The sequence below is a fragment of the Mesorhizobium sp. M0698 genome, assembly GCF_040320455.1.
In the GTDB taxonomy this organism is placed as follows: Bacteria; Pseudomonadota; Alphaproteobacteria; order Rhizobiales; family Rhizobiaceae; genus Mesorhizobium.
In genome coordinates this window covers 83037-107392 of record NZ_JAMYPQ010000002.1, presented here as the reverse complement: position 1 = coordinate 107392, position 24356 = coordinate 83037, and the positions used below count along the sequence as shown (strand labels likewise).

General features: G+C 62.9%; 24 protein-coding genes and 1 pseudogene. 15 read left to right on the top strand and 10 right to left on the bottom strand.

The features are described 5' to 3' along the window. Window positions 1-89: 89 nt before the first annotated feature. Together NKI16_RS05125 and NKI16_RS05120 are read right to left on the bottom strand one after the other, a co-directional pair. The gene (locus tag NKI16_RS05125) at window positions 90-647 is read right to left on the bottom strand and encodes an HNH endonuclease (RefSeq protein ID WP_023677956.1); all 558 of its coding nucleotides are present in this window, start codon (window positions 645-647) and stop codon (window positions 90-92) included. A 129-nt stretch (window positions 648-776) separates the two neighbouring features. Then, window positions 777-1418 (bottom strand): DNA-3-methyladenine glycosylase family protein, encoded by a 642-nt coding sequence (locus tag NKI16_RS05120; protein ID WP_352621666.1) that lies wholly within the window; start codon window positions 1416-1418, stop codon window positions 777-779. Window positions 1419-1540: 122 nt separating this feature from the next. Here NKI16_RS05120 and gluQRS point away from each other — a divergent pair, with 122 nt between their 5' ends. After that, window positions 1541-2416, top strand: coding sequence for a tRNA glutamyl-Q(34) synthetase GluQRS (gene gluQRS, locus NKI16_RS05115; protein WP_352782650.1), 876 nt, complete (start codon window positions 1541-1543; stop codon window positions 2414-2416). Window positions 2417-2565: 149 nt separating this feature from the next. Further along, window positions 2566-3456, top strand: a complete 891-nt coding sequence (locus NKI16_RS05110; RefSeq protein ID WP_352456675.1) for a DMT family transporter — start codon at window positions 2566-2568, stop codon at window positions 3454-3456. Here NKI16_RS05110 and NKI16_RS05105 read toward each other — a convergent pair. After that, window positions 3423-4277: a YihY/virulence factor BrkB family protein gene (locus NKI16_RS05105; protein ID WP_031212039.1), complete on the bottom strand. Its 855-nt coding sequence runs from the start codon at window positions 4275-4277 to the stop codon at window positions 3423-3425. The genes NKI16_RS05110 and NKI16_RS05105 overlap by 34 nt on opposite strands. A gap of 57 nt (window positions 4278-4334) precedes the next feature. On the opposite strand from NKI16_RS05105, the pseudogene NKI16_RS05100 reads away from it, so the two are divergent. The 7 genes and pseudogenes from NKI16_RS05100 to NKI16_RS05070 all read left to right on the top strand — a co-directional run bounded on the left by NKI16_RS05100 (window position 4335) and on the right by NKI16_RS05070 (window position 9756). Next, window positions 4335-5200: pseudogene (locus NKI16_RS05100) on the top strand (SDR family oxidoreductase). Between the two features lie 24 nt (window positions 5201-5224). Next, window positions 5225-5416, top strand: coding sequence for a twin transmembrane helix small protein (locus NKI16_RS05095; protein WP_023677950.1), 192 nt, complete (start codon window positions 5225-5227; stop codon window positions 5414-5416). A gap of 29 nt (window positions 5417-5445) precedes the next feature. After that, window positions 5446-6027: a cob(I)yrinic acid a,c-diamide adenosyltransferase gene (locus tag NKI16_RS05090; RefSeq protein WP_352621660.1), complete on the top strand. Its 582-nt coding sequence runs from the start codon at window positions 5446-5448 to the stop codon at window positions 6025-6027. Between the two features lie 25 nt (window positions 6028-6052). Then, complete coding sequence (locus NKI16_RS05085; RefSeq protein ID WP_352456677.1) at window positions 6053-6856, top strand: rhomboid family intramembrane serine protease; 804 nt, start codon at window positions 6053-6055, stop codon at window positions 6854-6856. Window positions 6857-7064: 208 nt separating this feature from the next. Further along, window positions 7065-7814: an electron transfer flavoprotein subunit beta/FixA family protein gene (locus tag NKI16_RS05080; protein ID WP_352456678.1), complete on the top strand. Its 750-nt coding sequence runs from the start codon at window positions 7065-7067 to the stop codon at window positions 7812-7814. A gap of 19 nt (window positions 7815-7833) precedes the next feature. Next, window positions 7834-8763: an electron transfer flavoprotein subunit alpha/FixB family protein gene (locus tag NKI16_RS05075; protein WP_352577196.1), complete on the top strand. Its 930-nt coding sequence runs from the start codon at window positions 7834-7836 to the stop codon at window positions 8761-8763. Between the two features lie 114 nt (window positions 8764-8877). Next, on the top strand, window positions 8878-9756 hold the full coding sequence (locus NKI16_RS05070; protein ID WP_023677945.1) for a 3-hydroxybutyryl-CoA dehydrogenase: 879 nt from the start codon (window positions 8878-8880) through the stop codon (window positions 9754-9756). An 8-nt stretch (window positions 9757-9764) separates the two neighbouring features. On the opposite strand, the gene NKI16_RS05065 is transcribed toward NKI16_RS05070, so the two are convergent. Next, window positions 9765-10403, bottom strand: a complete 639-nt coding sequence (locus NKI16_RS05065; protein ID WP_352456681.1) for an NrsF family protein — start codon at window positions 10401-10403, stop codon at window positions 9765-9767. Window position 10404: 1 nt separating this feature from the next. Continuing rightward, window positions 10405-10947, bottom strand: coding sequence for a sigma-70 family RNA polymerase sigma factor (locus NKI16_RS05060; RefSeq protein ID WP_352621657.1), 543 nt, complete (start codon window positions 10945-10947; stop codon window positions 10405-10407). A gap of 202 nt (window positions 10948-11149) precedes the next feature. On the opposite strand from NKI16_RS05060, the gene NKI16_RS05055 reads away from it, so the two are divergent. The 3 genes from NKI16_RS05055 (at window position 11150) to NKI16_RS05045 (ending at window position 14989) form a co-directional block, all read left to right on the top strand. Next, entirely contained in the window at window positions 11150-12157 is a 1008-nt protein-coding gene (locus NKI16_RS05055; RefSeq protein ID WP_352922305.1) for an iron ABC transporter substrate-binding protein, read from the top strand. A gap of 169 nt (window positions 12158-12326) precedes the next feature. Continuing rightward, a complete protein-coding gene (locus tag NKI16_RS05050; protein WP_352621655.1) occupies window positions 12327-13910 on the top strand; it encodes an ABC transporter permease in 1584 nt (527 codons plus the stop codon). After that, the gene (locus NKI16_RS05045) at window positions 13907-14989 is read left to right on the top strand and encodes an ABC transporter ATP-binding protein (protein ID WP_352621653.1); all 1083 of its coding nucleotides are present in this window, start codon (window positions 13907-13909) and stop codon (window positions 14987-14989) included. The genes NKI16_RS05050 and NKI16_RS05045 overlap by 4 nt, the downstream gene beginning before the upstream one ends. 22 nt (window positions 14990-15011) lie before the next feature. Here the strand turns inward: NKI16_RS05045 and ugpC are convergent, their stop codons facing one another. The 4 genes from ugpC to ugpB all read right to left on the bottom strand — a co-directional run bounded on the left by ugpC (window position 15012) and on the right by ugpB (window position 19220). Then, the gene (gene ugpC / locus NKI16_RS05040; RefSeq protein WP_352621652.1) at window positions 15012-16079 is read right to left on the bottom strand and encodes a sn-glycerol-3-phosphate ABC transporter ATP-binding protein UgpC; all 1068 of its coding nucleotides are present in this window, start codon (window positions 16077-16079) and stop codon (window positions 15012-15014) included. Between the two features lie 7 nt (window positions 16080-16086). After that, window positions 16087-16935, bottom strand: coding sequence for a sn-glycerol-3-phosphate ABC transporter permease UgpE (gene ugpE, locus NKI16_RS05035; protein WP_352621650.1), 849 nt, complete (start codon window positions 16933-16935; stop codon window positions 16087-16089). 8 nt (window positions 16936-16943) lie between these two features. Beyond that, the gene (ugpA, locus tag NKI16_RS05030; protein WP_023677936.1) at window positions 16944-17828 is read right to left on the bottom strand and encodes a sn-glycerol-3-phosphate ABC transporter permease UgpA; all 885 of its coding nucleotides are present in this window, start codon (window positions 17826-17828) and stop codon (window positions 16944-16946) included. A gap of 81 nt (window positions 17829-17909) precedes the next feature. After that, entirely contained in the window at window positions 17910-19220 is a 1311-nt protein-coding gene (gene ugpB / locus NKI16_RS05025; protein WP_352618936.1) for a sn-glycerol-3-phosphate ABC transporter substrate-binding protein UgpB, read from the bottom strand. Window positions 19221-19516: 296 nt separating this feature from the next. Between ugpB and NKI16_RS05020 the strand changes: the two genes are divergently transcribed. Beyond that, window positions 19517-21949 carry a bifunctional diguanylate cyclase/phosphodiesterase gene (locus NKI16_RS05020; protein ID WP_352621648.1) on the top strand — a complete coding sequence of 811 codons (2433 nt, stop codon included), beginning with the start codon at window positions 19517-19519 and terminating at the stop codon, window positions 21947-21949. A gap of 2 nt (window positions 21950-21951) precedes the next feature. On the opposite strand, the gene tlpA is transcribed toward NKI16_RS05020, so the two are convergent. Then, the gene (tlpA, locus tag NKI16_RS05015) at window positions 21952-22635 is read right to left on the bottom strand and encodes a thiol:disulfide interchange protein TlpA (RefSeq protein WP_023677933.1); all 684 of its coding nucleotides are present in this window, start codon (window positions 22633-22635) and stop codon (window positions 21952-21954) included. A gap of 35 nt (window positions 22636-22670) precedes the next feature. Here tlpA and argH point away from each other — a divergent pair, with 35 nt between their 5' ends. Together argH and NKI16_RS05005 are read left to right on the top strand one after the other, a co-directional pair. After that, a complete protein-coding gene (argH, locus tag NKI16_RS05010; RefSeq protein WP_023677932.1) occupies window positions 22671-24071 on the top strand; it encodes an argininosuccinate lyase in 1401 nt (466 codons plus the stop codon). Window positions 24072-24142: 71 nt separating this feature from the next. Continuing rightward, window positions 24143-24349, top strand: a complete 207-nt coding sequence (locus tag NKI16_RS05005; protein WP_023677931.1) for a hypothetical protein — start codon at window positions 24143-24145, stop codon at window positions 24347-24349. The last annotated feature ends 7 nt before the right edge of the window (window positions 24350-24356 follow it).

The window sequence follows — 24356 nt, the reverse complement described above, 5'->3', positions numbered from 1 at the left end:
GAACCGAAGCGGAGCGGACATTGGTCCGTGAGCATCGGAAGCGCAGACAATCGCTTCAGACGGCCAGCCTCCCGAATTATCGGATGATCTCACGGCTCGAGTTCGACATCCCAGTACAGATAATCCATCCAGCTTTCGTGTAGATGGTTGGGCGGGAACAGCCGGCCGTTATTATGCAAATCATGCACCGTCGGCTGGTAGGGCTTCTGCAGCGGCCACATCTTGGCGTGGGCCGGCATCATGCCGCCCTTCCTCAGATTGCAGGGCGAGCAGGCAGCGACGACATTCTCCCAGGTCGTGGCGCCGCCGCGATGGCGAGGAATGACATGGTCGAACGTCAGATCGTCCGGCGTGCCGCAATATTGGCATTGGAAACGGTCACGCAGGAAGACGTTGAAACGGGTAAACGCCGGATGCCTCGACGGCTTCACGTAAGCCTTCAGGCTGACGACGCTCGGCAGCTTCATCGAAAAGGTCGGTGAAGAGACGGCGTGTTCGTATTCGGCGACGATGTTCACCCTCTCGAGAAACACCGCCTTGATGGCATCCTGCCAGGACCAGAGCGACAGGGGGTAATAGCTGAGCGGACGGTAATCCGCATTCAGCACCAGCGCTGGAAGCCCATCCGGAGATACGGCAACCGTCACGTCGTTGACCTCCTTCACCCTAGAACCGGTCGACGCGGATACTGTAAGCCCGACATGACAGGGATGTGAAGCGGATTGTCGATCATGCCGGGTCTCAAAAACGCATGATTTCAATGCTTTTTTGCGGATTCAGGCCGGAGGCGCGGCATCCCTGCCCTTCAATTCGCGATAATAAGCCCAGAAAAGCCGCGATGCGACACCGCGCCACGGGCTCCATGATTCGGCAAGCCGGATCAGCATTTTCTCCGGCGGACGCGGGTCGATGCCGAGCGCATGGCCGACCGCGCTCTGCAATGCTACGTCGCGCGCCGGAAAGATATCTGGATGTCCGGCGGCAAACAAAAGGTAGACTTCAGCCGTCCACGAGCCGATCCCCGGCACCTTGGTCATGGCCGCGATCGCCTCGCTTGCATCGAGCCGGCACAGGTGATCGAGGTCGAGTCCCTCGGCCACCGCCCGGGCGACGGCAACCAGGCCGCGCTGCTTGGGCCGCGACAGCCCGGCCTCGCGAAAGATCGCCTCGTCGGCGGCAAGTATCGCCTGCGGCGCCAGCGGATCGAGCAGTCTCGTCAGCCGGCCGAAGATGGCATCGGCGCTCGCGCGGGACACTTGTTGTGAAACGACGATCGAGGCAAGGCTCCTGAACCCCGGCTCCGACAGCCTGAGCGGCACCTCGCCGGCCATGCCGCGCACTTTTTCCAGGCGTGGGTCGAGTAAGCATAGCCTATCCAGCCCTTGCGCAATGTCGTCGAGACTGGCGATGCGTTGCATGTCTGCTTGTTCCAAAATCAAAAGTGCCGCACGCTTCGTCACGTGTCCCTCTGGACGCACGACGCCACCGGCGCAAAGTAGCAATTGGCGAAAGCGCCACACAACCCGATTGCCGCCGGACAATGACACTGCTGACATTCCGCTTCGCGCCGAGCCCGAACGGCGAACTGCATCTCGGCCATGCCTATTCGGCGCTGCTCAATCAGAAATTGGCAAAGGCGGCGGGCGGACGCCTGCTGCTGCGCATCGAGGATATCGACACGACGCGCTGCACGCCGGAATTCGAGGCAGGCATTTTTCGCGACCTGAAATGGCTGGGGCTTGGCTGGGAGGAACCGGTGCGCCGCCAGTCCGAGCATTTTGCCGAATATCGGGCGATGCTCGAGCGGCTGATCAAGGAAGAACTTGTCTACCCGGCCTTCATGAGCAGAAGTGAGATCCGCGCCTTTATCGCCGACAGCGAGAAGCGTGGCCGCGACTGGCCGCGCGACCCGGACGGCGTGCCGCTCTATCCCGCCGCCGACAAGGCGTTGACGGCGAGCGAACGCGAGCGGCGCGTCGCCGAAAATGTGCCATTTGCCTGGCGGCTGGACGTCGATGCTGCAATAGCGCGCGCCGGCAAGGACCTGTCATGGGCCGAATACACGGACGAGACGCTCTCCGCGACGCGTCGTGTCGAAGCCCATCCGCAGGATTGGGGCGACGTGGTCGTGGCGCGCCGCGAAATCCCGACCAGTTATCACCTCGCCGTCACCATGGACGACGCGCTGCAGGGCGTCAGCCATGTCGTGCGCGGCCAGGACCTTTATTCCGCGACCAGCGTGCAGCGGCTGCTTCAGCAACTGCTTGGCCTGCCGCAGCCGGCCTATTTTCACCATCGCCTGATCCTCGGCCCGGACGGACGAAAACTGTCGAAGAGCCTTGGCGATACCGGCCTTGCCGCCCAGCGTAAGGCGGGCGCATCGCCCGCCGATCTCAAGTGGCTGGTCGGTCTCTAGACTAGACCGGTGAGCTCGCGGCCATCAACGGCGCTCCTTCAATTCAAATGACTCTATGGATCAACCGTTTGGTTTTGCTTGCCGGCCCGAACGGCATTAAGCAGTCGCCGCAGTCGATCCCTCACCCGAATTCATCGCGGCCTCCGGAAATGCACAGCCTCAAGCGGTTCATCCCCGCCTCTTTCGTCGTCCTGTGGGCGACCGGCTTCATCGGCGCGCGCTATGCCATGCCGTGGGCGGAGCCCTTTACGTTCCTGGCCGCGCGCTTTGTCCTGGCCGCAATCCTGCTTGTCGCTTTGATGGCCGCACTTGGTTCGAGCCGCGCCACCCGCGATGAGGCGCTGCACGCGACCGGTGCCGGCATCCTGATGCATGGCATCTATCTCGGCGGCGTGTTCTGGGCAATCCACCGGGGCATGCCCGCCGGACTTTCAGCCCTGATCGTCGGCCTGCAGCCGCTGATCACGGCAGTGCTCGCCGGCCGGCTTCTCGGCGAGGCCATCCTGCCGCGCCACTGGGCCGGTCTCGGCCTCGGGTTGATCGGCGTGGTGATCGTGCTTTGGCCGAAGCTCGGTGCGCTCGGCGGCGGCGTGACGGCCGAGACACTGGGCGCCTCGCTGGTCTCGGTACTCGGCATGAGCGCCGGCACCATCTGGCAGAAGCGCTTTGCTTCCGGCGGCGATCTGGTGGCTGCCACGTTCTGGCAATATGTCGGCGGCGCATCGGTGATGGCTCTGGCCTCGCTCGCCTTCGAGACCCGAACGGTCATCGTCAACGGCGAGCTGATCTTCGCCATGACCTGGCTCGTGCTGGTGCTGTCGATCGGCGCCATCTTCCTGTTGATGGTGATGATCCGCGACGGCGAAATGTCGAAGGTCGCCTCGCTGTTTTACCTCGTGCCGGCTGTCACCGCGGTCATCGCCTGGGCATTGTTCGGTGAGCACTTGAGCCCGCTCCAGATCGCCGGCATGGCGATCGCGACGCTCGGCGTCGGGCTGGCGACGGCTCAGCCGCCGACGCGGGCACGCGCCTCTAAATAGCGGCTGATCGCGGCGTTGAGCTCGCCACCGAGGATGAAGATCGCTGAGACGATATAGAGGAACACGACGGCGATCATGATCGAGGCGAGGCCGGCATAGGTCGTCACATAGGACGAGAAATGATCGAGATAGGCGGCGAAGATGGTCGACCCGATGAGCCAGCCGACCAGCGTGAAGATGATGCCAGGCACGATCGAAACGAGGCGGCGCTTGCCGGCCGGCAACCAGAAATGCACGGCGAACAGGCCGCCGATGATGACTACAGAGGCGATGACGTAACGCCACAGCGTGATCGTGCCCATATAGGGTTTTATCCATTCGAAATGCGACTCGGCCAGCCGTGCCAGCAATGGCGCGAAGACCAGCAGCACGCTGATGGCCAAAAACCCGGCCGTCGCGATCAGCACGAAGATGATGCTCTGCACCCGCCGATAGATGATGCCGCGCGTTTCCGAGACACGATAGGCCCGGTTGAGCGAGGTGCGCAGCGCCTCGATGCCGTTCGAGGCGAAATATCCGGCAAGCACGATACCGTAGGTCAACAGGTCACTGCGCCGGACGGTAAGCACGTTGAGCACCTCGCGCGCGATCGGTTTGGCGATCTGCTCGGGCCATGTGTCGAACACAAGGTGCACGGCGGTGTCGGCGAAAGCCTGCGCGCCGAAAAAACTCGCCAGCGTCGTGGCGAAGATCAGGAAAGGAAAAAGCGCCATCAGCGCGGTGATCGCCAGATGGCTGGCCATTGCCCAGCCGTCGTCGGTGTTGAAATGGCCGAGCGCGTCGTAGAGGACGCGTTTGAGGGCTACGATCTTCCGCAACAAGAACCGCGTTCCCTTCGATTGTCCCGACGCCGCGAATATGGGAAGGGTTTGCGGTAAATGACAACCCTAGGCCAAACCACCATTCCTCCCGGAGAAGAGTTGCGCACCATCATTGTCACAGGTGCCTCTTCCGGTATAGGCGCCTATTGCGCCCATGCTCTTAAGAAGGAAGGCTGGCGGGTGTTCGCAACGGCCCGAAAGCCCGAAGATATCGCTGCGCTCGAGGCCGACGGCATCGAGGCCTTTTATCTGGACTACACCGAGCCCGGATCGATCGAGGCGCTGGTGGCGTCGGTGCTGGAACGGACCGACGGCCGGCTCGATGCGCTCTTCAACAATGGCGCCTACGGACAGCCCGGCGCCGTCGAGGACCTGCCGGTCGAGGCTTTACGGCAGCAGTTCGAGGCCAATGTCTTTGGCTGGCATGACCTCACTCGCCGTGTCGTACCGGTGATGCGCCGCCAAGGCCATGGTCGTCTCGTTCATTGCTCGTCGATCCTCGGCCTGGCGCCGGTGCCTTTCCGCGGCGCCTACTCGGCATCGAAGCACGCTATCGAAGGGCTGATGCTGTCCCTCTACCAAGAACTCCTCGGCAGCGGAATCCATGTTTCGCTGATCGAGCCGGGGCCGGTGAAATCGAAGATCGCCAGCAACAGCCTTGCGTGGTTCCTGGCGAATATCGATCACGAGAAGTCCGTTCATCGCCTCGCCTATGCGGCGCAACTCGAACGGCTGCGGGCCGGCGGCAGCACACGCGGCTGAAGCCCGGACCGGAGGTGGTTTATTCCGCCTTGCACCATGCGCTTCTGTCGCGGCGCCCGCGCCCGCATTATGTGGTAACTGTGCCGGCCAGGATCGGTGCGATCCTTAAACGCATCCTGCCGTCATCGGCACTCTACCGTCTGCTCGCCAAACGCGCCTGAACGCAATCCAACCTGGAACACACCATGGCAACCGTCTTCAACATCCTCGCCGTTCTCGTCATGGTCGCCGTGGTGATCGTGCTGATCCGCGGCCTCATCAACATGATGCGCGGCGGCTCCAGCATGACCTCCAACAAGCTGATGCAGACGCGCGTGCTCTTGCAGTTCGTGGCCTTGGTGCTGATCATGCTGGCGGTGTATTTCACCCGTAAGTGACGCAGCAGCCACCAGCCGGGAGGTAACCCGTGGTCAAGCTCAACAAGATCTACACCCGCACTGGCGACGATGGCACCACAGGCCTCGGCTCTGGCGAGCGGCGGCTGAAATCCGACCTTCGCATCGACGCCTACGGCACGGTCGACGAGGCCAATGCCTGCATCGGCATGGCCCGCATTCATACCGCGGCAGTAAATCCGGCGATCGATGCGATGCTCGGCCGCATCCAGAACGACCTTTTCGACCTCGGCGCCGATCTGGCAGTCCCCGATAATGGCAAGCCGCTCGACTACGAGCCGTTGCGCATCATCGCCTCGCAGACCGACCGCATCGAACAGGATATCGATCTCCTCAACAAGGACCTTGAGCCGCTCAAATCCTTCGTGCTCAACGGCGGTACGCCGGCAGCGGCTGCCCTTCACCTCGCCCGCACGGTGGCCCGCCGCGCCGAGCGCGTCATGGTGGCGCTGTCGCAAGACCCGGACGAGCACGTCAACCGCGAGGCGATAAGATACATAAACCGTGTCTCGGACTTTCTGTTCGTCGCCGCACGCGCGGTCAATGACAACGGAAATGCCGACGTGCTATGGGTTCCCGGCAAGAACCGCTGAATCCGCCGGAAGCGGGAGAGGCCCGATGTTCATCCCGCTTTACGACACCAACCGGCTGCGGCACATCAAGCTGCAATATGTGACGATCAGCCTGATCGCGCTCAACGTGCTGATCTACTTTGTCACCACACTGGGCGGCGAAGATTTCGCCAACGCCGCGGTGCTGGGCCTCGGTTTCATCCCGTCGGTTGTGCATGACAGCGTCGAGCTCGCTCCGCAATTTGTCGTCATTCCGGAGAGCCTGAGCTATCTGACCTATTCCTTCCTGCACGCGGATATCTTCCACCTCGGCGGCAACATGCTGTTCCTGTGGGTGTTCGGCGACAATGTCGAGGATGCACTCGGCCATGTCCGCTACCTCGTCTTCTACCTGCTTTGCGCCATCGCCGGCGCTTTCTTCCAGGGTCTGGTTGCCTGGGATTCGCAGGTGCCGCTGATTGGCGCGTCGGGCGCCATCGCCGGTGTGGTCGCCGCCTATCTGATCCTTTATCCGCGGGTGAAGGTATGGGTGCTGGTCTTCGCGCGCATCCCGTTGCGCATCCCGGCCTTCATCCCGCTGATCCTGTGGATCCTGTTCCAGATCTTCATGTTCGCCCAGGGGGGCGAGGATCAGGTTTCCTGGGCCTGCCATATTGGCGGCATCATCGCTGGAGCCGTGCTGGTGCTTGTCTTGCGCAGCCGCGGCGTACCGCTACTCGCCGGCGCAGACGAGGAGCCGGCCGTGGTCGCCGGTCCGGTGCCCGTAGCCGTGGAGCCGGCGCCAAGCGACCCACAACCTGCGCAGCCGGCGCCGCGCTGGGGCCGGGGGACCGTTTCCGGTCCGGACTGAACCGATTTGAGTGCTTCGCCGAGGATCCGAGTGCGCCCCGGATATTGACGCGCGGGGTCGCCGCAACTACGGAAGCGCCACCCTACTGGCGTGGCGAAGACCAGAATTCCGTCCGGAATGTCGGCTTTCGACAACTCTGAAGAGGTGCACGCTGCTATAGCGCGCCCGACGAGCGTGAAGAGACTATCGTGAAAGAGGTGACAGGCAAATGAAGATCCTTGTGCCCGTGAAGCGGGTTGTGGATGCGAACGTCAAGGTCCGGGTGAAGGCGGACGGTTCGGCGGTGGAACTCGCCAACGTCAAGATGGCGATGAACCCGTTCGACGAGATCGCGGTCGAAGAGGCGATCCGGCTGAAGGAAGCTGGCAAGGCCGAAGAGATCATCGTCGTGTCGATCGGGCCGCAGCAGGCACAGGAGACCTTGCGCACGGCGCTCGCCATGGGCGCCGACCGCGCCATCCTGGTCAAGACCGACGAGCAGACTGAGCCGCTGGGCGTCGCCAAGGTGCTGAAGGGCGTCGTCGAGGCAGAACAGCCCGGCCTTGTCATTCTCGGCAAGCAGGCGATCGACGACGATTCCAACCAGACCGGCCAGATGCTGGCCGCGCTTCTCGGCTGGGCGCAGGGCACCTTCGCCTCCAAGATCGTGCTCGACGGTGACAAGGCCACGGTGACGCGCGAGGTCGATGGCGGCCTGCAGACGCTGGAACTGAAGATGCCGGCGATCGTCACGGCCGATTTGCGGCTGAACCAGCCACGCTACGCGTCTCTGCCCAACATCATGAAGGCCAAGAAGAAGCCGCTCGACGAGAAGAGCCCTGCCGATTACGGCGCCGATGTCAAGCCGCGGCTTAAAGTGATCAAGACCGAGGAGCCGGGCGGCCGCAAGGCGGGCGTCAAGGTCAAGAGCGTCGCCGAACTGTTAGACAAGCTGAAAAACGAAGCCGGCGTGCTGTAAGGCCAGGAAGGGATAAAAAATGACAATTCTTCTGATTGCCGAACACGACAACGCTGCGCTTTCCGACCAGACCGCCAAGGCGCTTTCGGCGGCGCTGCAGATCGGTTCGGACGTGCATGTGCTGGTTGCCGGCAAAGGTGCCAAGCCGGCAGCGGACGCCGCCGCCAAGCTCAAGGGCGTCACCAAGGTGCTGCTCGCCGACGCCGACGAACTGACCGAGCGTCTCGCCGAACCGCTGGCGGCACTCGTCGTTTCGCTTGCTGAGCCATACGAGACGATCATCGCGCCGGCGACCTCGTCGGGCAAGAACGTCGCGCCCCGCGTGGCAGCGCTGCTCGATGTCGCCCAGATATCTGAAATCATCGAAGTCGTGTCGCCCGACACCTTCAAGCGGCCGATCTATGCCGGCAACGCCATCCAGACGGTGCAGTCCAGTGACGCCAAGAACGTCATCACGGTGCGTACCGCTTCCTTCCAGGCAGCACCCGAGGGCGGTTCCGCGCCGGTCGAGACGGTCCAGGCGGCGGCCAATCCCGGCCTGTCGAGCTTTGTCGAGAACAAGCTCTCCGAGACCGACCGTCCAGAGCTGACCTCGGCCAAGATCATCATCTCGGGCGGCCGTGCGCTGGGCTCCTCCGAGAAGTTCCAGGAGGTCATCCTGCCGGTCGCCGACAAGCTCGGTGCGGCGGTTGGCGCATCTCGCGCCGCCGTCGATGCCGGCTATGCGCCGAACGACTGGCAGGTCGGCCAGACCGGCAAGGTGGTAGCGCCCGACCTTTATATTGCCGTCGGCATCTCCGGTGCCATCCAGCACCTTGCCGGCATGAAGGATTCGAAGGTGATCGTTGCCATCAACAAGGACGAGGAAGCGCCGATCTTCCAGGTCGCCGACTACGGTCTCGTCGGCGATCTCTTCGTCATTCTGCCGGAACTGCAAAAGGCGCTTTGACGCCTTCTGCCAAAGCGTATTAAATTCTGAGGGGTGGGGTAGACGAAGTCGCCCCGCCCTTTTAGTTTGCACTGCACAAAAAACGGGCCGCAAAGGCCTCGACGGGATCGGGTAATGAGCAAGATCGAGACGATCGGCATCATCGGCGCGGGCCAGATGGGTGGCGGCATCGCCCATGTGTCGGCGCTGGCGGGCTATAAGGTGCTGGTTTACGATATTTCGCCCGACCGCATCGAAAAGGGCATCGCTACGATCAGCGGCAACATGGCCCGTCAGGTCGGCTCCGGCAAACTCGAGGAAAAGCTGCGCAATGAGGCGATGGCGCGCATTTCGGCGGCACCGGCCATGGCCGACCTTGCGGGCGCCGATCTGGTGATCGAAGCAGCGACCGAGGACGAGACGGTCAAGCGCAAGATCTATGCCCAGCTCTGCCCGCAGCTCAACCCCGAGGCCATCCTGGCGACGAACACGTCATCGATCTCGATCACACGGCTGGCTTCGCAGACCGACCGGCCGGAACGCTTCATCGGCATACATTTCATGAATCCGGTTCCGGTGATGAAGCTGGTCGAACTGGTGCGCGGCATCGCCACCGAGGACCAGACCTTCGAGGCGGCAAAAACCTATGTGAAGCAGCTCGACAAGACGATCACCGTCTCGGAGGATTTCCCGGCCTTCATCGTCAACCGCATCCTGCTGCCGATGATCAACGAGGCGATCTACACGCTCTATGAAGGTGTCGGCTCGGTCGACGCGATCGATACCGCCATGAAGCTCGGCGCCAACCATCCGATGGGGCCGCTGCAGCTTGCCGATTTCATCGGGCTCGATACCTGCCTGTCGATCATGCAGGTGCTGCATGACGGGCTGTCGGATTCGAAATACCGCCCCTGCCCGCTGCTGGTCAAATATGTCGAGGCCGGCTGGCTCGGCCGCAAGACCGGGCGCGGCTTCTACGACTATCGCGGCGAGCATCCCGTTCCGACACGCTGATCGCCTCGCTACCAGCGCACAAAAAGTCGTCCGCCGAGCGCCCCGAGCACGGCAAGGATGGCGACCGCGATCGTATACCAGGTGCCGACGAAAAGCGGCGAATCGTCGAAGCAATGCGCCGCATAGAAGGTCGCCGCCAGCCCGCCGGCAAGCAGGCCCGCGGCCGCACCGGCAAGCACCGGCCTTGTCGGCGCGCCATGGCGCAGCACCGCGAGAAAGACGGCAAGCGGGCCGATCCCGATCAACGGAATGAAGGTCAGGCAGATGACCATGTTCGTGCCGACCAGACGCGTGCCCCAGTCGGACGCAGGCACGGCGAAGAGTTCGAGAATCACAGCCACAATCACCAGCAGCGGCGCGGCGACCATCCAGCTCACCGCCCGGCCGGTCGATGCACCGGGCGTCGACAGCCCACGCACCAGGACAAAGGCGCTGGCGGCAAGAGCAATCGTGAAGACGAATTTGGACAGGAACCGCATCGTGTGCATGGCGATCGCAATGTCGGGGCGCGGGCCGATCGTCAGCCAGAAAACCGCGGCCGCGATCACGATGGCCGCGCCGGCGGCAAGCCACCAGGCGGTGCCTAGCGGCAGCGCCTTGCTGCGGGCATCGGCGTCGAGCGCCTTGATGAAATCTTCGGTCCTCATGTTATTCCCGCCCCGCCCTGAACCGTTTGGCAATGGCGGCAAGCCCGCGGTGCAGTGACACCCGCACAGCCGTCTCGCTGATGCCGAATTTGGCCGCGATCTCACCGATTGACCGGCCTTCGACCGATACGGCCGAGACGACGGAACGCTGTGCCGGCGACAGGCTGTCGAGCGCCCGGTTGACGTCGCGCTCGCTGACCGTCTCCGATTCCGGCTCGGCAAAGGTCTCGGCGATTTCGTCGATCTCGATCTCGATCCGCCGACCGCGCCGCCGGAACGCATCGATCAGCTTGAAGCGGGCTATTGCATAGACCCAAGGCAGCACCGGCGCATCATGGCGCCAGGTGTGTCGTTTCACATGAATGGCCAGCAAGGTTTCCTGCACGACATCCTCGGGATCCACCCCGCCCTGCACGATCTTGCGCCGGGCAAAGCCACGAACGAGCGCGGCGATCCGGTGCAGAAAGTCGGCATAGGCCCTTTCGTCTCCGGCGATCGCGGCCCGCAGCAGGCGTGAAAGCTCGGCTTCGTCCTTGCCGCTCACAAGAGTTCACTCCCCGATATTCGCGTCTCGGCGCTGATTTGTTACGGGGCCGGCGAAATAATGTCCAAGGCAAATTAGCTGAGCATCACGAAAGTTTGCTCCTTTTGAGCGATTGAGTGGGCCAGCAATGTTGACTGCACCAGTCAGGTATTGGTAGGTGCAGCGTGCCAAGCCAAAGACCATCGAAATCGAGGACGACGCCATGAAATATGCTCTTTCCGCCCTTGCCGGTGCGACAGCACTTGCAATCAGCCTGATCGCCGGCCCGGCAATAGCAGAGGACGAGGGCATCGTCGTCTACAACGCCCAGCACGAAAACCTGACCAAGGCCTGGGCGGAGGGATTCACCAAGGAAACCGGCATCAAGGTTACCGTCCGCAATGGCGGCGACAGCGATTTCTCCAATCAGATCGTTGCGGAAGGCACCGCTTCGCCCGCCGATGTATTCCTGACGGAGAATTCGCCGGCCATGGCATTAGTCGAGGCGGCCGGCCTGTTCGCACCGGTCGGCACCGAGACGCTGGCCCAGGTTCCGCAGGAGTACCAGCCGGCGAGCGGCAAATGGGTCGGCGTCGCCGCGCGCAGCACCGTCTTTGCCTACAACAAGCCCAAGCTGAGCGCCGACCAGCTGCCCAAATCGCTGCTCGATCTCGCCGATCCGAGCTGGAAGGGCCGCTGGGCCGCTTCGCCCTCCGGCGCCGATTTCCAGGCGATCGTCAGCGCGCTTCTGCAGCTCAAGGGTGAGGCGGCGACGGCCGAATGGCTGAAGGCGATGAAGGAGAATTTTACCGCCTATAAGGGCAACAGCACGGTGATGAAGGCGGTCAATGCCGGCGAGGTCGAAGGCGGCGTGATCTATCACTATTACTACTACGGCGATCAGGCCAAGACCGGCGAGAACAGCAAGAACGTCGAGTTGCACTATTTCAAGCATCAGGATCCCGGTGCTTTCGTCTCGATTTCCGGCGGCGGCGTGCTGGCCTCGAGCAAGCACCCGAAGGAAGCGCAGGCTTTCCTGAAATGGGTCACCGGCAATGGCGGCCAGGACGTGCTGAAAACAGGCGATTCGTTCGAATACGCAGTCGGCAAGGGCGCCGAGTCCAATCCGAAGCTGGTGCCGCTGGCCGATCTGCAGGCGCCGAAAGTCGACCCGACGACGCTGAACTCGAAAAAGGTGACCGACCTGATGACGGCGGCCGGCTTGCTTTAGCCGGCGTTCGTCCTAAAAGGGCAACCGACTGCGCTCCTGTGGGAATTCGCTTTCCACAGGAGCGCTCTGTTTTCAAGATGGCATTTGCCTATGACCACAAGCTACCCGCGAGATTATCCGCCGCCGATCGTTTCCGCCTCCGGGCGGAGCTGGCGCAACGTCTGATCTGATGCAATCCGCGATCGATCTCGCACGCCCAGGCTTGCCGGCCGACGCCACGGCCGTGCGGGCACGTCGTTGGTCGGTCTCATGGATTGCGTTGGCTGCCGTCTTTGTCTCGCTTTTCGCGCTGCTGCCGCTTGCCTTCATCGTCTGGGTGGCGGTGCAGACCGGCTGGGAAACGGTGGCGGCGCTGGTGTTCAGGCCGCGCGTCGGCGAACTTCTGGTCAACACCAGCCTGCTGGTGGTGTTGGCGGTGCCGATCTCGATCGTGCTGTCGGTCATGCTGGCCTGGCTGACCGAGCGCAGCGATCTGCCGGGTGCCCGCCTATGGGCCTGGCTGTCGGTGGCGCCGCTCGCCATTCCGGCCTTCGTCCACAGTTACGCCTGGGTCACCATGGTGCCCAGACTGCACGGCCTGTGGGCCGGCGTGCTTGTGTCGGTCATCGCCTATTTCCCCTTCCTTTATCTGCCGGTGGCGGCGGCATTGCGCCGGCTCGATCCCGCTCTCGAGGATGCAGCGGCAGCCCTTGGTCTCGGCCCGTGGCGTGTGTTCAGGCGTGTCGTGCTGCCGCAGCTCCGGCTCGCCATTTGCGGCGGCTCCCTGCTGGTCGGCCTGCATCTCCTGGCCGAATACGGGCTCTATGTCTTCATCCGCTTCGACACCTTCACCACCGCGATCGTCGACCAGTTCCAGTCGACCTTCAACGGTCCCGCCGCCAACATGCTGGCCGGCGTGCTGGTGACCTGCTGCCTTGTGCTGCTCGGGCTGGAGGTGCTGGTGCGCGGCGAGGAGCGCTATGCCCGCGTCGGTTCGGGTGCTGCGCGCCAGCAGCAGCGCACGGGCCTTGGGCGCGCCACCATTCCTTGCCTGCTGCTGCCTGCCATTACCACTCTGCTGGCGGTCGGCGTGCCGTTCGCCACTATCGGCCGCTGGCTCATGGCCGGCGGCGCCGATGTCTGGCGGCTCGACGAGATCGGCCTGGCGCTTGGCCAAACGCTGTTCCTAGCAATTGCCGGCGCACTGCTCGCCACCGTCGCGGCAATGCCGATGGCGTGGATTTCGATCCGCGCGCCGGGGCGGCTGCAACGCGTCCTGGAGGGCTGCAACTATATCGTCGGCGCGTTGCCCGGCGTTGTCATCGCCCTGGCGCTGGTCACCATCGCCGTGCGTATCGCCATGCCGCTCTACCAGACCCTGTTCACCATCCTGGTCGCCTATGCGCTGATGTTCCTGCCGCGCGCTCTGATTAGCCTCAGGGCGTCGATCGCACAGGCGCCGGTCGAGCTCGAACGCGCCGCCTCCAGCCTCGGCCGGTCGCCGCTCAAGGCGTTGTGGTCGACGACCATCCGCCTGTCGGCGCCGGGCGCCGCAGCCGGTATGGCGTTGGTCGCGCTGGGTATCATGAACGAATTGACCGCAACCCAGATGCTGGCGCCCAACGGCACCCGCACGCTGGCCATGGCGTTCTGGTCCTATAGCGGCGAGATCGACTATGCGTCAGCGGCGCCTTATGCCCTGATCATGGTGGCGATGTCGCTGCCTTTGACCTGGTTGCTCTACGTCCAGTCGAAGCGGATGGCCGGGCGATGAGCTTTCTCGAGCTGAGCGGCATCCACAAGCACTACGGGCCGGTCGCAGCACTTGCCGGCGTCGACCTCAGCGTGGCCAGCGGCAGCCGTACGGCTGTCGTCGGGCCGTCCGGTTGCGGCAAGACCACCTTGCTGCGGCTGATCGCCGGCTTCGAGGCGCCGGACCAGGGCCGCATCGTGCTTGATGGCGAGGTGCTGGCCGAAGGCGACACGGCCGTGCCGGCGCATCGCCGCGGCATCGGGCTGGTGGCGCAGGACGGCGCTCTATTCCCGCATCTGAGCATCGCCGCCAATATCGGCTTCGGCATGGGGCGTCACGAGGAAAAGCGCAGTGAGCGCATCGCCGAGCTCGCCTATGTCGTCGGGCTGGACAAAGGTATCCTGAAGCGCCGTCCGCACGAACTCTCCGGTGGCCAGCAGCAGCGCGTCGCGCTCGCCCGCGCCATGGCCATGAAGCCGCGGCTGATGCTGCTCGACGAGCCGTTCTCGGCGCTCGACACCGGCCTGCGCGCCTCGATGCGCAAGGCCGTGGCCGAGCTCCTTGAAACCGCCGGCATCACCACCATCCTGGTCACCCACGACCAGGCCGAGGCGCTGTCATTCGCCAGCCAGGTCGCGGTGATGCGCGACGGCAAATTCTCGCAGGTCGGCACGCCGCGCGAGCTCTATTTCAAGCCGAAGGACAGGATGGTCGCCGAGTTCCTTGGCGACGCCATCGTCCTGCCGGCAAGGATCGCCGATGGCTTCGCCATCTCGCCGCTCGGCCGCATCGCTGTCGACAGCTCGGAGCGGCGCGACGTCGCCCGCATCATGCTGCGGCCGGAGCAGGTGTTGCTGAAACGCACATCGCGTGAAGGCATGTCCGGCACGCCGGACATGCTGTTCGGCGAGGTGACGGAATCGGAGTTCGCCGGCTCGATGTGCACCATCGCGGTGCGTCTGTTGAACAGCCCCGATCCGCCCGACGCCGCCGCCATCGGCAATACGCCGTTGATCCTGCGCAAGCCGGGCATGGACGCGCCGGCGATCGGCGAGATCGTCCGGCTGACCGTGTCAGGCAAGGCGCATGTGTTTGTCTGAACGGTTTTGCGCAAGGCCGACTTCAATCGACCCGTTTGCCCGCCTGATCGAACCAATGCAGCTTTTCGGACCTGGCCACGACGCGCAATTGGTCGCCTGGCTTGGCGCTGGCGCGGCCTGAGACGCGCACCACGATGCGGCTGCCGGCTGCCACGCAGTGGAGAAAGCTTTCGGCACCGACCGGTTCGACCGCTTCCACTGTTGCCGGCAGCGCGAGCGCGCCGGCCGGCGCCTCTGCCGCGAAGGTGATGTCGGCGTCCTCCGGACGAAAGCCTAGTGTCACTGCCTTGCCCTGTCGAGGCGCCAAGCAAATCACAGTACCGTCCGCCAATACCGAGCTTGGGGAGGCCCCTGTGAGCGCCAGCAGATTCATCGGCGGTGCGCCTATGAACGAGGCGACGAAGGTCGAGGCCGGTTTTTCGTACACATCAAGCGGCGCGCCGGTCTGCTCGACCAGGCCGGCGTTCATGACGACGAGGATGTCGGCCAGCGTCATCGCCTCAAGCTGGTCGTGCGTGACATAAACCGAGGTGACGCCAAGCGAGCGCTGCAGATTCTTGATCTCGATGCGCATCTGCCCGCGCAATTTCGCATCGAGGTTGGACAGCGGTTCGTCGAACAGGAAGACCTTCGGGTTGCGCACGATGGCGCGACCCATGGCGACGCGCTGGCGCTGACCGCCGGAAAGCTCGCGCGGGCGCCGGTCGAGCAGCGCCGAAAGCTCCAGCACCTTGGCAGTCGAGCGTACCCTGCTGTCGATCTCGTCATTCGGCGTGCCGCGGTTGCGCAGGCCATAGGCCATGTTGTCGTAGACCTTCATATGTGGATAAAGCGCGTAGTTCTGGAACACCATGGCGATGTCGCGCTCGGTCGGGCCAATGGCGTTGACCACCTTGCCGTCGATGGCGACTGTACCGGCAGAAATCGTCTCCAGCCCGGCGATCATCCTCAGCAGCGTAGACTTGCCGCAGCCGGAGGGGCCGACCAGCACGCAAAGCTCCTTGTCGGGAATGGCGATGGAAACGCCCTTCACGGCTTCGACGCCGCTGGGATAGATTTTCCTGACATCCTTCAGATCCACGGTCGCCATCGGCTTCTCACTTTTCGGATTCGACCAGACCGCGCACGAACCAGCGTTGCATCAGCACGACCACCAGGATCGGCGGCACGATGGCCAGCATTGCCGTGACCATCACGAGGTGCCATTGGGTGTCGGCATCGGCGAAGGAAACCATCTTTCTCAGCGCGATGACGATGGTGTTCATGTCGTTGCTGTTGGTGACGAGCAGCGGCCAAAGATACTGCGTCCAGCCATAGATGAAGAGGATCACGAACAGCGCGGCGATGTTTGTCCGCGACAGCGGCACCAGAATATCGAAAAAGAAGCGCCATGGCCCGGCACCGTCGACACGCGCCGCCTCGACCAATTCGCCCGGTATGGTCATGAAGAACTGGCGAAACAGCAGCGTTGCGGTGGCCGAGGCGATCAGCGGGACGATCAGGCCGGCATAGGTGTCGATCATGCCGAGATCGACCATCACCTTGTAGGTCGGCAGGATGCGCACCTCGACTGGAAGCATCAAGGTGATGAAGATCAGCCAGAAGAAGGTCATGCGCAGCGGAAAGCGAAAGAACACGATCGCGTAGGCCGACAGGATCGAGATGAAGATCTTTCCCACCGCAACGCCGAGCGCCATGATCGTGGTGTTGAGGAGCAGCCTGCCGACGCTGACGCCGCCGATACGACCGATGCCGGCGAACAGCGCCTCGTTGTAATTGTTCCATAGCTGGCCGCCGGGCAAGAGCGGCAGGGGCGGCCTGAGGATCGTTTGCAGCGTGTGCGTCGAGGCAACGAAGGTGTAGTAGATCGGAAAAGCCACGATCAATATGCCGAGGATGAGCACGGCATGGGCGATGAAGGTGCGGAGCGGGGACTGGCCGATCATCGCTTCCCTCAGCCGTAATGGACTTTGCGTTCCACATAGCGGAACTGGATCGCTGTGAGCGCAATGACGATGGCCATCAGGATGACCGACTGCGCCGCCGAATCGCCCAGGATCAGATTGACGAAGCCGTCATTGTAGACCTTGTAGACCAGCGTCTCGGTCGTCTTGCCGGGCCCGCCGCCGGTGACGGCATGAACGATGCCGAACGTGTCGAACAGGGCATAGACGGTGTTGACGACCAGCAGGAAAAAGGTTGTCGGCGCAAGCAGCGGGAAGACGATGGTCCAGAAGCGCTTGGTTTCGCCGGCGCCGTCCATGGCCGCCGCTTCGATCAGCGTTTTCGGCACCGCCTGCAGGCCGGCGACGAAGAACAGGAAGTTATAGCTGATCTGCTTCCAGGCAGCAGCCGACACCAGCAGGATCATGGCGTGGGTGCCGTTGAGCAGCGGGTCCCATACGATGCCGAGGCTTCTCAGCAAATAGGCCAACGAGCCGATCGAGGGATTGAACAGGAAAAGCCAAAGCATGCCGGCAATCGCCGGCGCCACGGCGTAAGGCCATATCAACAGTGTGCGGTAGAGGCCTTTGCCGCGCACGGCCTTCTCGGCCATGACCGCGAGCAGCAGGGCGACAACCATGGCAACGATCGCGGTCGCAAGAGAGAACACTACGGTGACCTTGATCGAGTTGAGGTAGGCCGGATCGGCCAGCACCTTCCGGAAATTGGCAAACCAGACGAACCTGCTCTTCAGCCCGAACGGGTCTTGCCTGAGCATCGACTGGTAAAGCGCCTGACCGGCCGGCCAGTAGAAGAAAACCAGGGTGATGGCGAGTTGTGGCGCCACCAGCAGGTAGGGCAGGATCTTGTTGGGAAAGACGACGCGTGGAGACAGGCTGATTTCCCTCGCTATCCAGGTGTCGCCCACGCGAGCCCGCGTGGGCGATATTCCAACCGACTAACCGAGATAATCCCGTCAGTTCTCCAGCGCTTCCTTGATCGCCGCGTTGCCGCGCGCGACGGCATTGTCGAGCGCCTGCTGAGCGGTTTGCTGGCCAGCCAGCATCTTCTCGATCTCCTCGTTCTGGATATCACGCACCTGCGGCAGATTCGGCAGGCGCACGCCCTTCGAGTTGTCGGTCGGCGCCTTGCCTGTCATCTGCAGGATGGGTGTCTCGCGGCCGGGGTTTTTGTCATAGAAGCCTGATTTCTTGGTCGCCTCGTATGCGGCGAGCGTCACAGGCAGGTATCCCGACTTCTGGTGCAGATATTCCTGCACATCGGTCTTGGACAGATAGACAAAGAAGGCCGCGACGCCCTTGTATTCCTCGTCCGACTTGTTGCCGAACACCCACAGGCTGGCACCGCCCGGCGTCGTGTTCTGCGGGGCACCCTTGGCGTCACTGTCGTAAGGAAGCTGGCCGATGCCATAGTTCATGCCGGACTTGACGATATCGCCGAGGCCGCCCGACGATTCGGTGAAGATGCCGCATTCGCCGGCGAGGAATATCTGCTTGGCTTCGGAGGTGCGCCCGCCATATTTGAATGTGCCGTCCTTGGCCAGGTCAGCGAGCGCCTGGAAGTGGTTGACGAAAATCGGCGCATTGATCTTGAGTTCGACATCACCGCCGGCCAGGCCATTCTGCTGGGTGGCCCAAGGCACGTCATTCCACGCCGCGAAATTCTCCAGGTGGATCCAGGTCAGCCAGGTCGAGGTATAGCCGCAAGGGGCGGCGCCGCTCGTCTTGATCTTCTTGGCAGCTTCCCACACCTCGTTCCACGTCTTGGGCGGATTGTTCACGTCGAGGCCTGCCTTCTGGAAGATGTCCTTGTTGTAGTAGAGGATCGGCGAGGAAGAGTTGTAGGGGAACGATAGCATGGTGCCGTCCGGCTTCGAATAATAGCCGACGATGCCGGGCAGATACTGGCTCTTGTCGAAAGTCATCCCGGCGCCGGTCATCACATCGGCCACCGGCTTTATCGCACCCTCGGCCGCCATCATCACGCCGGTGCCGACGTCGAACACCTGGAGGATATCGGGCGCTTGCCCGGCACGAAAGGCAGCGATGCCGGCATTCAGCGTCTCCGGATAGGTGCCCTTGAACACCGGAACGAGCTCATAGTCGCTCTGGCTGGCGTTGAAATCCTTGGAGATCTTGGCGACGACCTCGGCGTTGGCGCCGGTCATGGCGTGCCACCAGCTGATCTGCGTGACGGCGAAGGCGGAGGTGGTGGAAAGCAGGGTCACGGTGGCGGCGATACCGGCCGCAAAGCCGAAGAACTTCATGTTTCATCTCCCGTTTGTCATTGGCGAAAGGGGCACTTCCGCAAAGCCAATATGTGGCGCTGATGACAATCGGACAACGGTTTTATTGCGGATCAATGAACATCATTCCTTCCTAAAGTGCACTCGCTACCGAAACCGGGCGCAAGAAATCACATCACCGTCTTTTCGGCGCAGCGGCGTCGGTTTTCCCCCGAAAAGACCCGCCTCATGGCCCGCGGGTTAACCATTCGTTAAAATCTCCAAGAACTAATCAGTCACACCTCCCCTGTTAGTTTTGGCAGACCGAGTGAACCAGGATGCTGACGGTCTATAATTGTATTGTAAGTCAGCACGATCCGAGACTGGTTGCGCTTGCCGCACTCGTCTGTGGAATTTCTTGCTTCTCAGCGGTTAATCTCCTTAAGCATGTCGGCCGATCGACCGAGCGAAACCGGCTTGTCTGGCTGATGATCGCCGCAGCCTCGACCGGGTTCGGCATATGGGCGACGCATTTCATCGCCATGACCGCGTTTACGCCGGGAATACCGAACGCATACAATCCGGGATTATCCGCCTTTTCGCTTGCCGCCGCCGTTATCATGACCGCGCTTGGGATGTGGGTCGCCACCTTGCGCCGCGGCATCGACCATTTCCTCGTCGGTGGCGCCATTCTGGGCGGCGCCATCGCGACGATGCACTACATCGGCATGGCAGCTTTCGAGGTCGAAGGCCGGGTCGTATGGAACCTGCTCCTTGTCGCGATATCGCTTCTGGCCGGCGTGACCCTCGCGGCACTGGCGCTCCTTGTCGTCTTGCGCCGTCCGTCAGCGCTCGCGACTTTCGGCGGCGCCGCGCTTTTAACGCTGGCGATTTGCAGCTTGCATTTCATCGCGATGGCTGCGGTGTCGATCATTCCGGATTCCTCGATTGAAATATCCGAACATTCCATCGAGCCCATTTCCCAGGCCTTTGCCGCAGCGGTCGCCAGCCTGATAATCCTTGTGCTATCGGGTGCCGCGCTGTGGATCGACCTGCGCTTTCGCCGCCAGAAGCTCGAGGCCGATCGCATGCACGATCTCGCCAATGCGGCGGTGGAAGGTCTGATCGTTTGCGATGGCACCCGCATTGTCAGCGCCAATGACAGTATGGCGAAGCTGACCGGAACAGCGACAGCCACCCTGAACACGATGCAATTCGGCGAGCTTTTCGACGGACAGAGCGCAGCCGATATGTCCGGCTTCGGCGAACAGGCGCAGGAAGCGAAGTTAAGGGGCAGCGACGGGGCGAGAATTCCTGTCGAGCTGATCGCCAGGAAAATCACCTACTGCGGCAGGCCTCATACGGTGCTTGCCGTTCGCGACATCCGTGAGCGCAAGAAGGCAGAACAAGAGATCCTCCGCCTCGCGCATTTCGATCCGCTTACCGGGCTTGCCAATCGGCGGAGCTTTTCTTCCCGGCTGGAAGCAGAATTCGCCTCGATGGATCGTGGCGGCAAGGATGGACATCTGGCGCTCCTGCTGCTTGACCTTGACCGGTTCAAGCAAGTCAACGACCTCTATGGCCACGGGGCCGGCGATGCTATGCTGCAGAAGCTGGCGCACTGCATTTCCGGCATCCCGCGCCACGGACAGATGCTCGCGCGTCTCGGCGGCGATGAATTTGCCATCATAGCTCCGAACCTCCCCGACCCCCTGGCCGCAGGCCGGATAGCCGAGGACTTGCTGGCGGCGATCCGGGAGGAAAACAGGGTTTCGGTCGGCTCCGGCCTCGTCTCGGCCAGCATCGGCATCGCCTTCTTTCCGCTGGATGCCGAAGACCAGGCCGGCCTGATCAGCCATGCCGACACGGCACTCCATCGCGCCAAAACCGAAGGCAGGGACACTTATCGGTTTTTCGAGATAGCCATGGGCACCGCGGCCCGCGACAAGCGCGTGATGGAGCATGAATTGCGCCAGGCGATCGCCCGCAAGGAGTTCCACCTCGTCTATCAGCCGCAGAAGGAGATCCGCGGCGGCAGGATGATCGGCTTCGAAGCCCTGGTCCGTTGGCAGCACCCTGAGCGGGGTGACATTTCTCCGGCCGTTTTCATCCCCGTGGCCGAGGACAGTGGCACTATCGCGCAGATCGGCGACTGGGTGCTGACGACGGCTTGTAACGATGCTGTTCGCTGGACAAACCCGCTGATGGTCGCCGTCAACGTCTCCGCCGTGCAACTTCACAATCCGAACTTCAGCCGCAAGGTGCACGACGCATTGACGAGATCCGGCCTGGCCCCCGGCAGGCTCGAACTGGAGATCACCGAAACGGCCCTGGTGAAGGACATGCCGCGCGCGCTGGCAACCTTGAGGCAGGTCAAGGCGCTTGGCGTGCATGTGGCGATGGACGATTTTGGCACCGGCTATTCTTCGCTGTCCAACCTCAGCGCCTTTCCCTTCGACAAGATCAAGATCGACGGGTCGTTCATCAAATCGGTCGACAAGAACGCCCAGTTCGCGGCGATCGTTCGCGCCGTGCTGGGGCTTGGACGCGGTCTCGGCCTACCGGTTCTGGCAGAAGGCATCGAGACGCCGGGTGAATTGCAGTTCCTGGACGCCGAGGCTTGCGAGATCGGGCAAGGCTACTACCTCGGCAAACCGGCTCCGATCGAGACATTCGGGGAACTGACGGGCGTGGCCGCTCCGGCAATCCGCACCGCCAGCCGACGCGGCGCAAGCATTGCCGCGCTCAAGCCGCGCCTGCGCACGGTCTGAGCCTATCCCGGCTGAAGCGCCGCCTCGACCAGACGCTTGGCATCCGGCCCCGACCATTCGGCCGGGCCATTCATATGGGCGATCAGGCAGCCTTGCCCATCGATCAGCATGGTGACCGGCAGACCGAGCGCCAGGCCGCGCGTCTTGACGTCGTTGAACAGCGCCATCGTGGCATCGCGATAGTAGCCGAGCGACTTGACGCCGGTGTCCTCCAGGAACTTCTTCGGTTTGGCATCGTCGCCGGCATCGACGTTGACGGCAACAACCTGAAACGCATCGCTGCCCATCTCCTTCTGCAGCGCATCGAGCGCCGGCATTTCGGCGCGGCAAGGTGCGCACCATGTCGCCCACAGATTGAGCAGCACCGTCTTGCCGGCATGATCGGCGATCGTCGTCGGCTTGCCGTCGGGGCCGTTGAAGGCAAGGCTTTTCAGCGATTGCGGCGGATCCGCCGGCAAAAGCGCGGCAACCTGGCCGGTGGCAGCGGCGGCGATCTTCTTGGCACGGTCGGTCTTGGCGGCGCAGGCGACGTCGTCCTTGCCGCCGCCGGCGGCCACTTGCGCGGGCGCCTTGTTGCCAGAACTGCTTTCCCTGACATATACCGCGACCGCGCCGGCCAGCACGCCCGCAACCAAAGCGGCGAGGATGAGACGCAAAGCCGGGAAAAATCTATTGCCGTCTGCCATTTTTGAAAAACTGCTCCGGAGCACGGGTTATAGCGATGAACGACAAGAAGGCCAGCAACCAGATGTGGGGCGGACGTTTTGCCTCGGGTCCGGCCGCAATCATGGAAGCGATCAACGCGTCGATCTCGTTCGACCGCAAACTCTATGCGCAGGATATTCGCGGCTCGATCGCCCATAGCCAGATGCTGGCGCAAACGGGCATTATTTCGGCGGCCGATCAAGAAAAAATCGCTCACGGGCTGAACACGATCCTCGCAGAGATCGAGGCCGGCACATTCGAGTTCTCGACCAGGCTGGAAGACATCCACATGAATGTCGAGGCCCGTCTGGCCGATTTGATCGGCCCCGCCGCCGGCCGCCTGCATACCGCCCGCTCGCGCAACGACCAGGTGGCGGTCGACCTCAGGCTGTGGGTCAAGGACGAATGCTTTCGTGTCGCCGAGGCGCTGAAGGGCCTGATCACGGCGTTCCTGGATCGGGCCGAGGAGCATGCGGCAACGGTGATGCCGGGCTTCACCCACATGCAGGCGGCGCAGCCGGTGACCTTCGGCCACCACTGCATGGCTTATGTCGAGATGTTTGCACGCGACCTGTCTCGCGTCCGCGATGCGATTGAGCGGATGGATGAAAGCCCGCTCGGCGCCGCCGCCCTTGCCGGCACCAGCTTTTCCATCGACCGGCACCAGACAGCGAAGGCGCTTGGCTTCCGCGAGCCGATGCGCAATTCGCTCGACAGTGTTTCGGACCGCGATTTCGCGCTCGAGTTCCTGGGCTTGGCGGCGATCTGCGCGACGCATCTGTCGCGGCTGGCCGAAGAGATCATCATCTGGTCGACGCCGCAATTCGGCTTCGTCAGGCTGTCGGATAGTTTCTCGACGGGTTCGTCGATCATGCCGCAGAAGAAGAACCCGGACGCTGCCGAACTGGTGCGCGGCAAGACCGGCCGCGTCACCGGCCATCTCGTCGGCCTGCTGACGGTAATGAAGGGCATGCCGCTGACCTATGGCAAGGACATGCAGGAAGACAAGGAATCCGTCTTCGACGCGGCCGAGACGCTCGACCTGATGCTGGCGGCAATGACCGGCATGGTGCGCGACATGACGGTGAACACTGCCGCGATGAAAAAGGCGGCCGGCGCCGGCTATTCGACTGCGACCGACCTCGCCGACTGGCTGGTGCGCACGCTCGGGCTGCCGTTCCGCGAGGCGCACCATATCACTGGCCGGGCGGTGGCGCTGGCCGAGGACAGGAAGATCGGGCTCGACAGGCTTTCGCTGGAGGATCTGCAGTCCATTCACCCCGGTATCAGCGCCGACGTGTTTTCGGTTCTTGCCGTGCAGAATTCTGTTAAGAGCCGCACGAGCTTCGGCGGCACCGCGCCGTCCGAGGTGCGCAAGCAGATCCGCTACTGGAAAAAGCGGCTCGCCAAGGCGTAAGACGCGGGGTGCAATGGCCGCAAAACTCGGCTAGAAGCGGCTGCGGGCAACAGTTTCGGACGGATGGCACGATGACCGGAAGCAGGATTTTGGTGACGCTGACGCTGCTGGCGGCAATGGCCACCGTTGCGGCCTGCGGCAGGAAGGCTGCGCTCGACACGCCGTACGCGGCAGCCGTGCAGGCCCGCAAGGACGCCGAGAAGGCCAAGCAACCTTTGCCGCCGGAGCCGGAAAAACCTGTCGAGGACAAGAAATTCATCCTCGACCCGCTGCTCTGATTTCGGA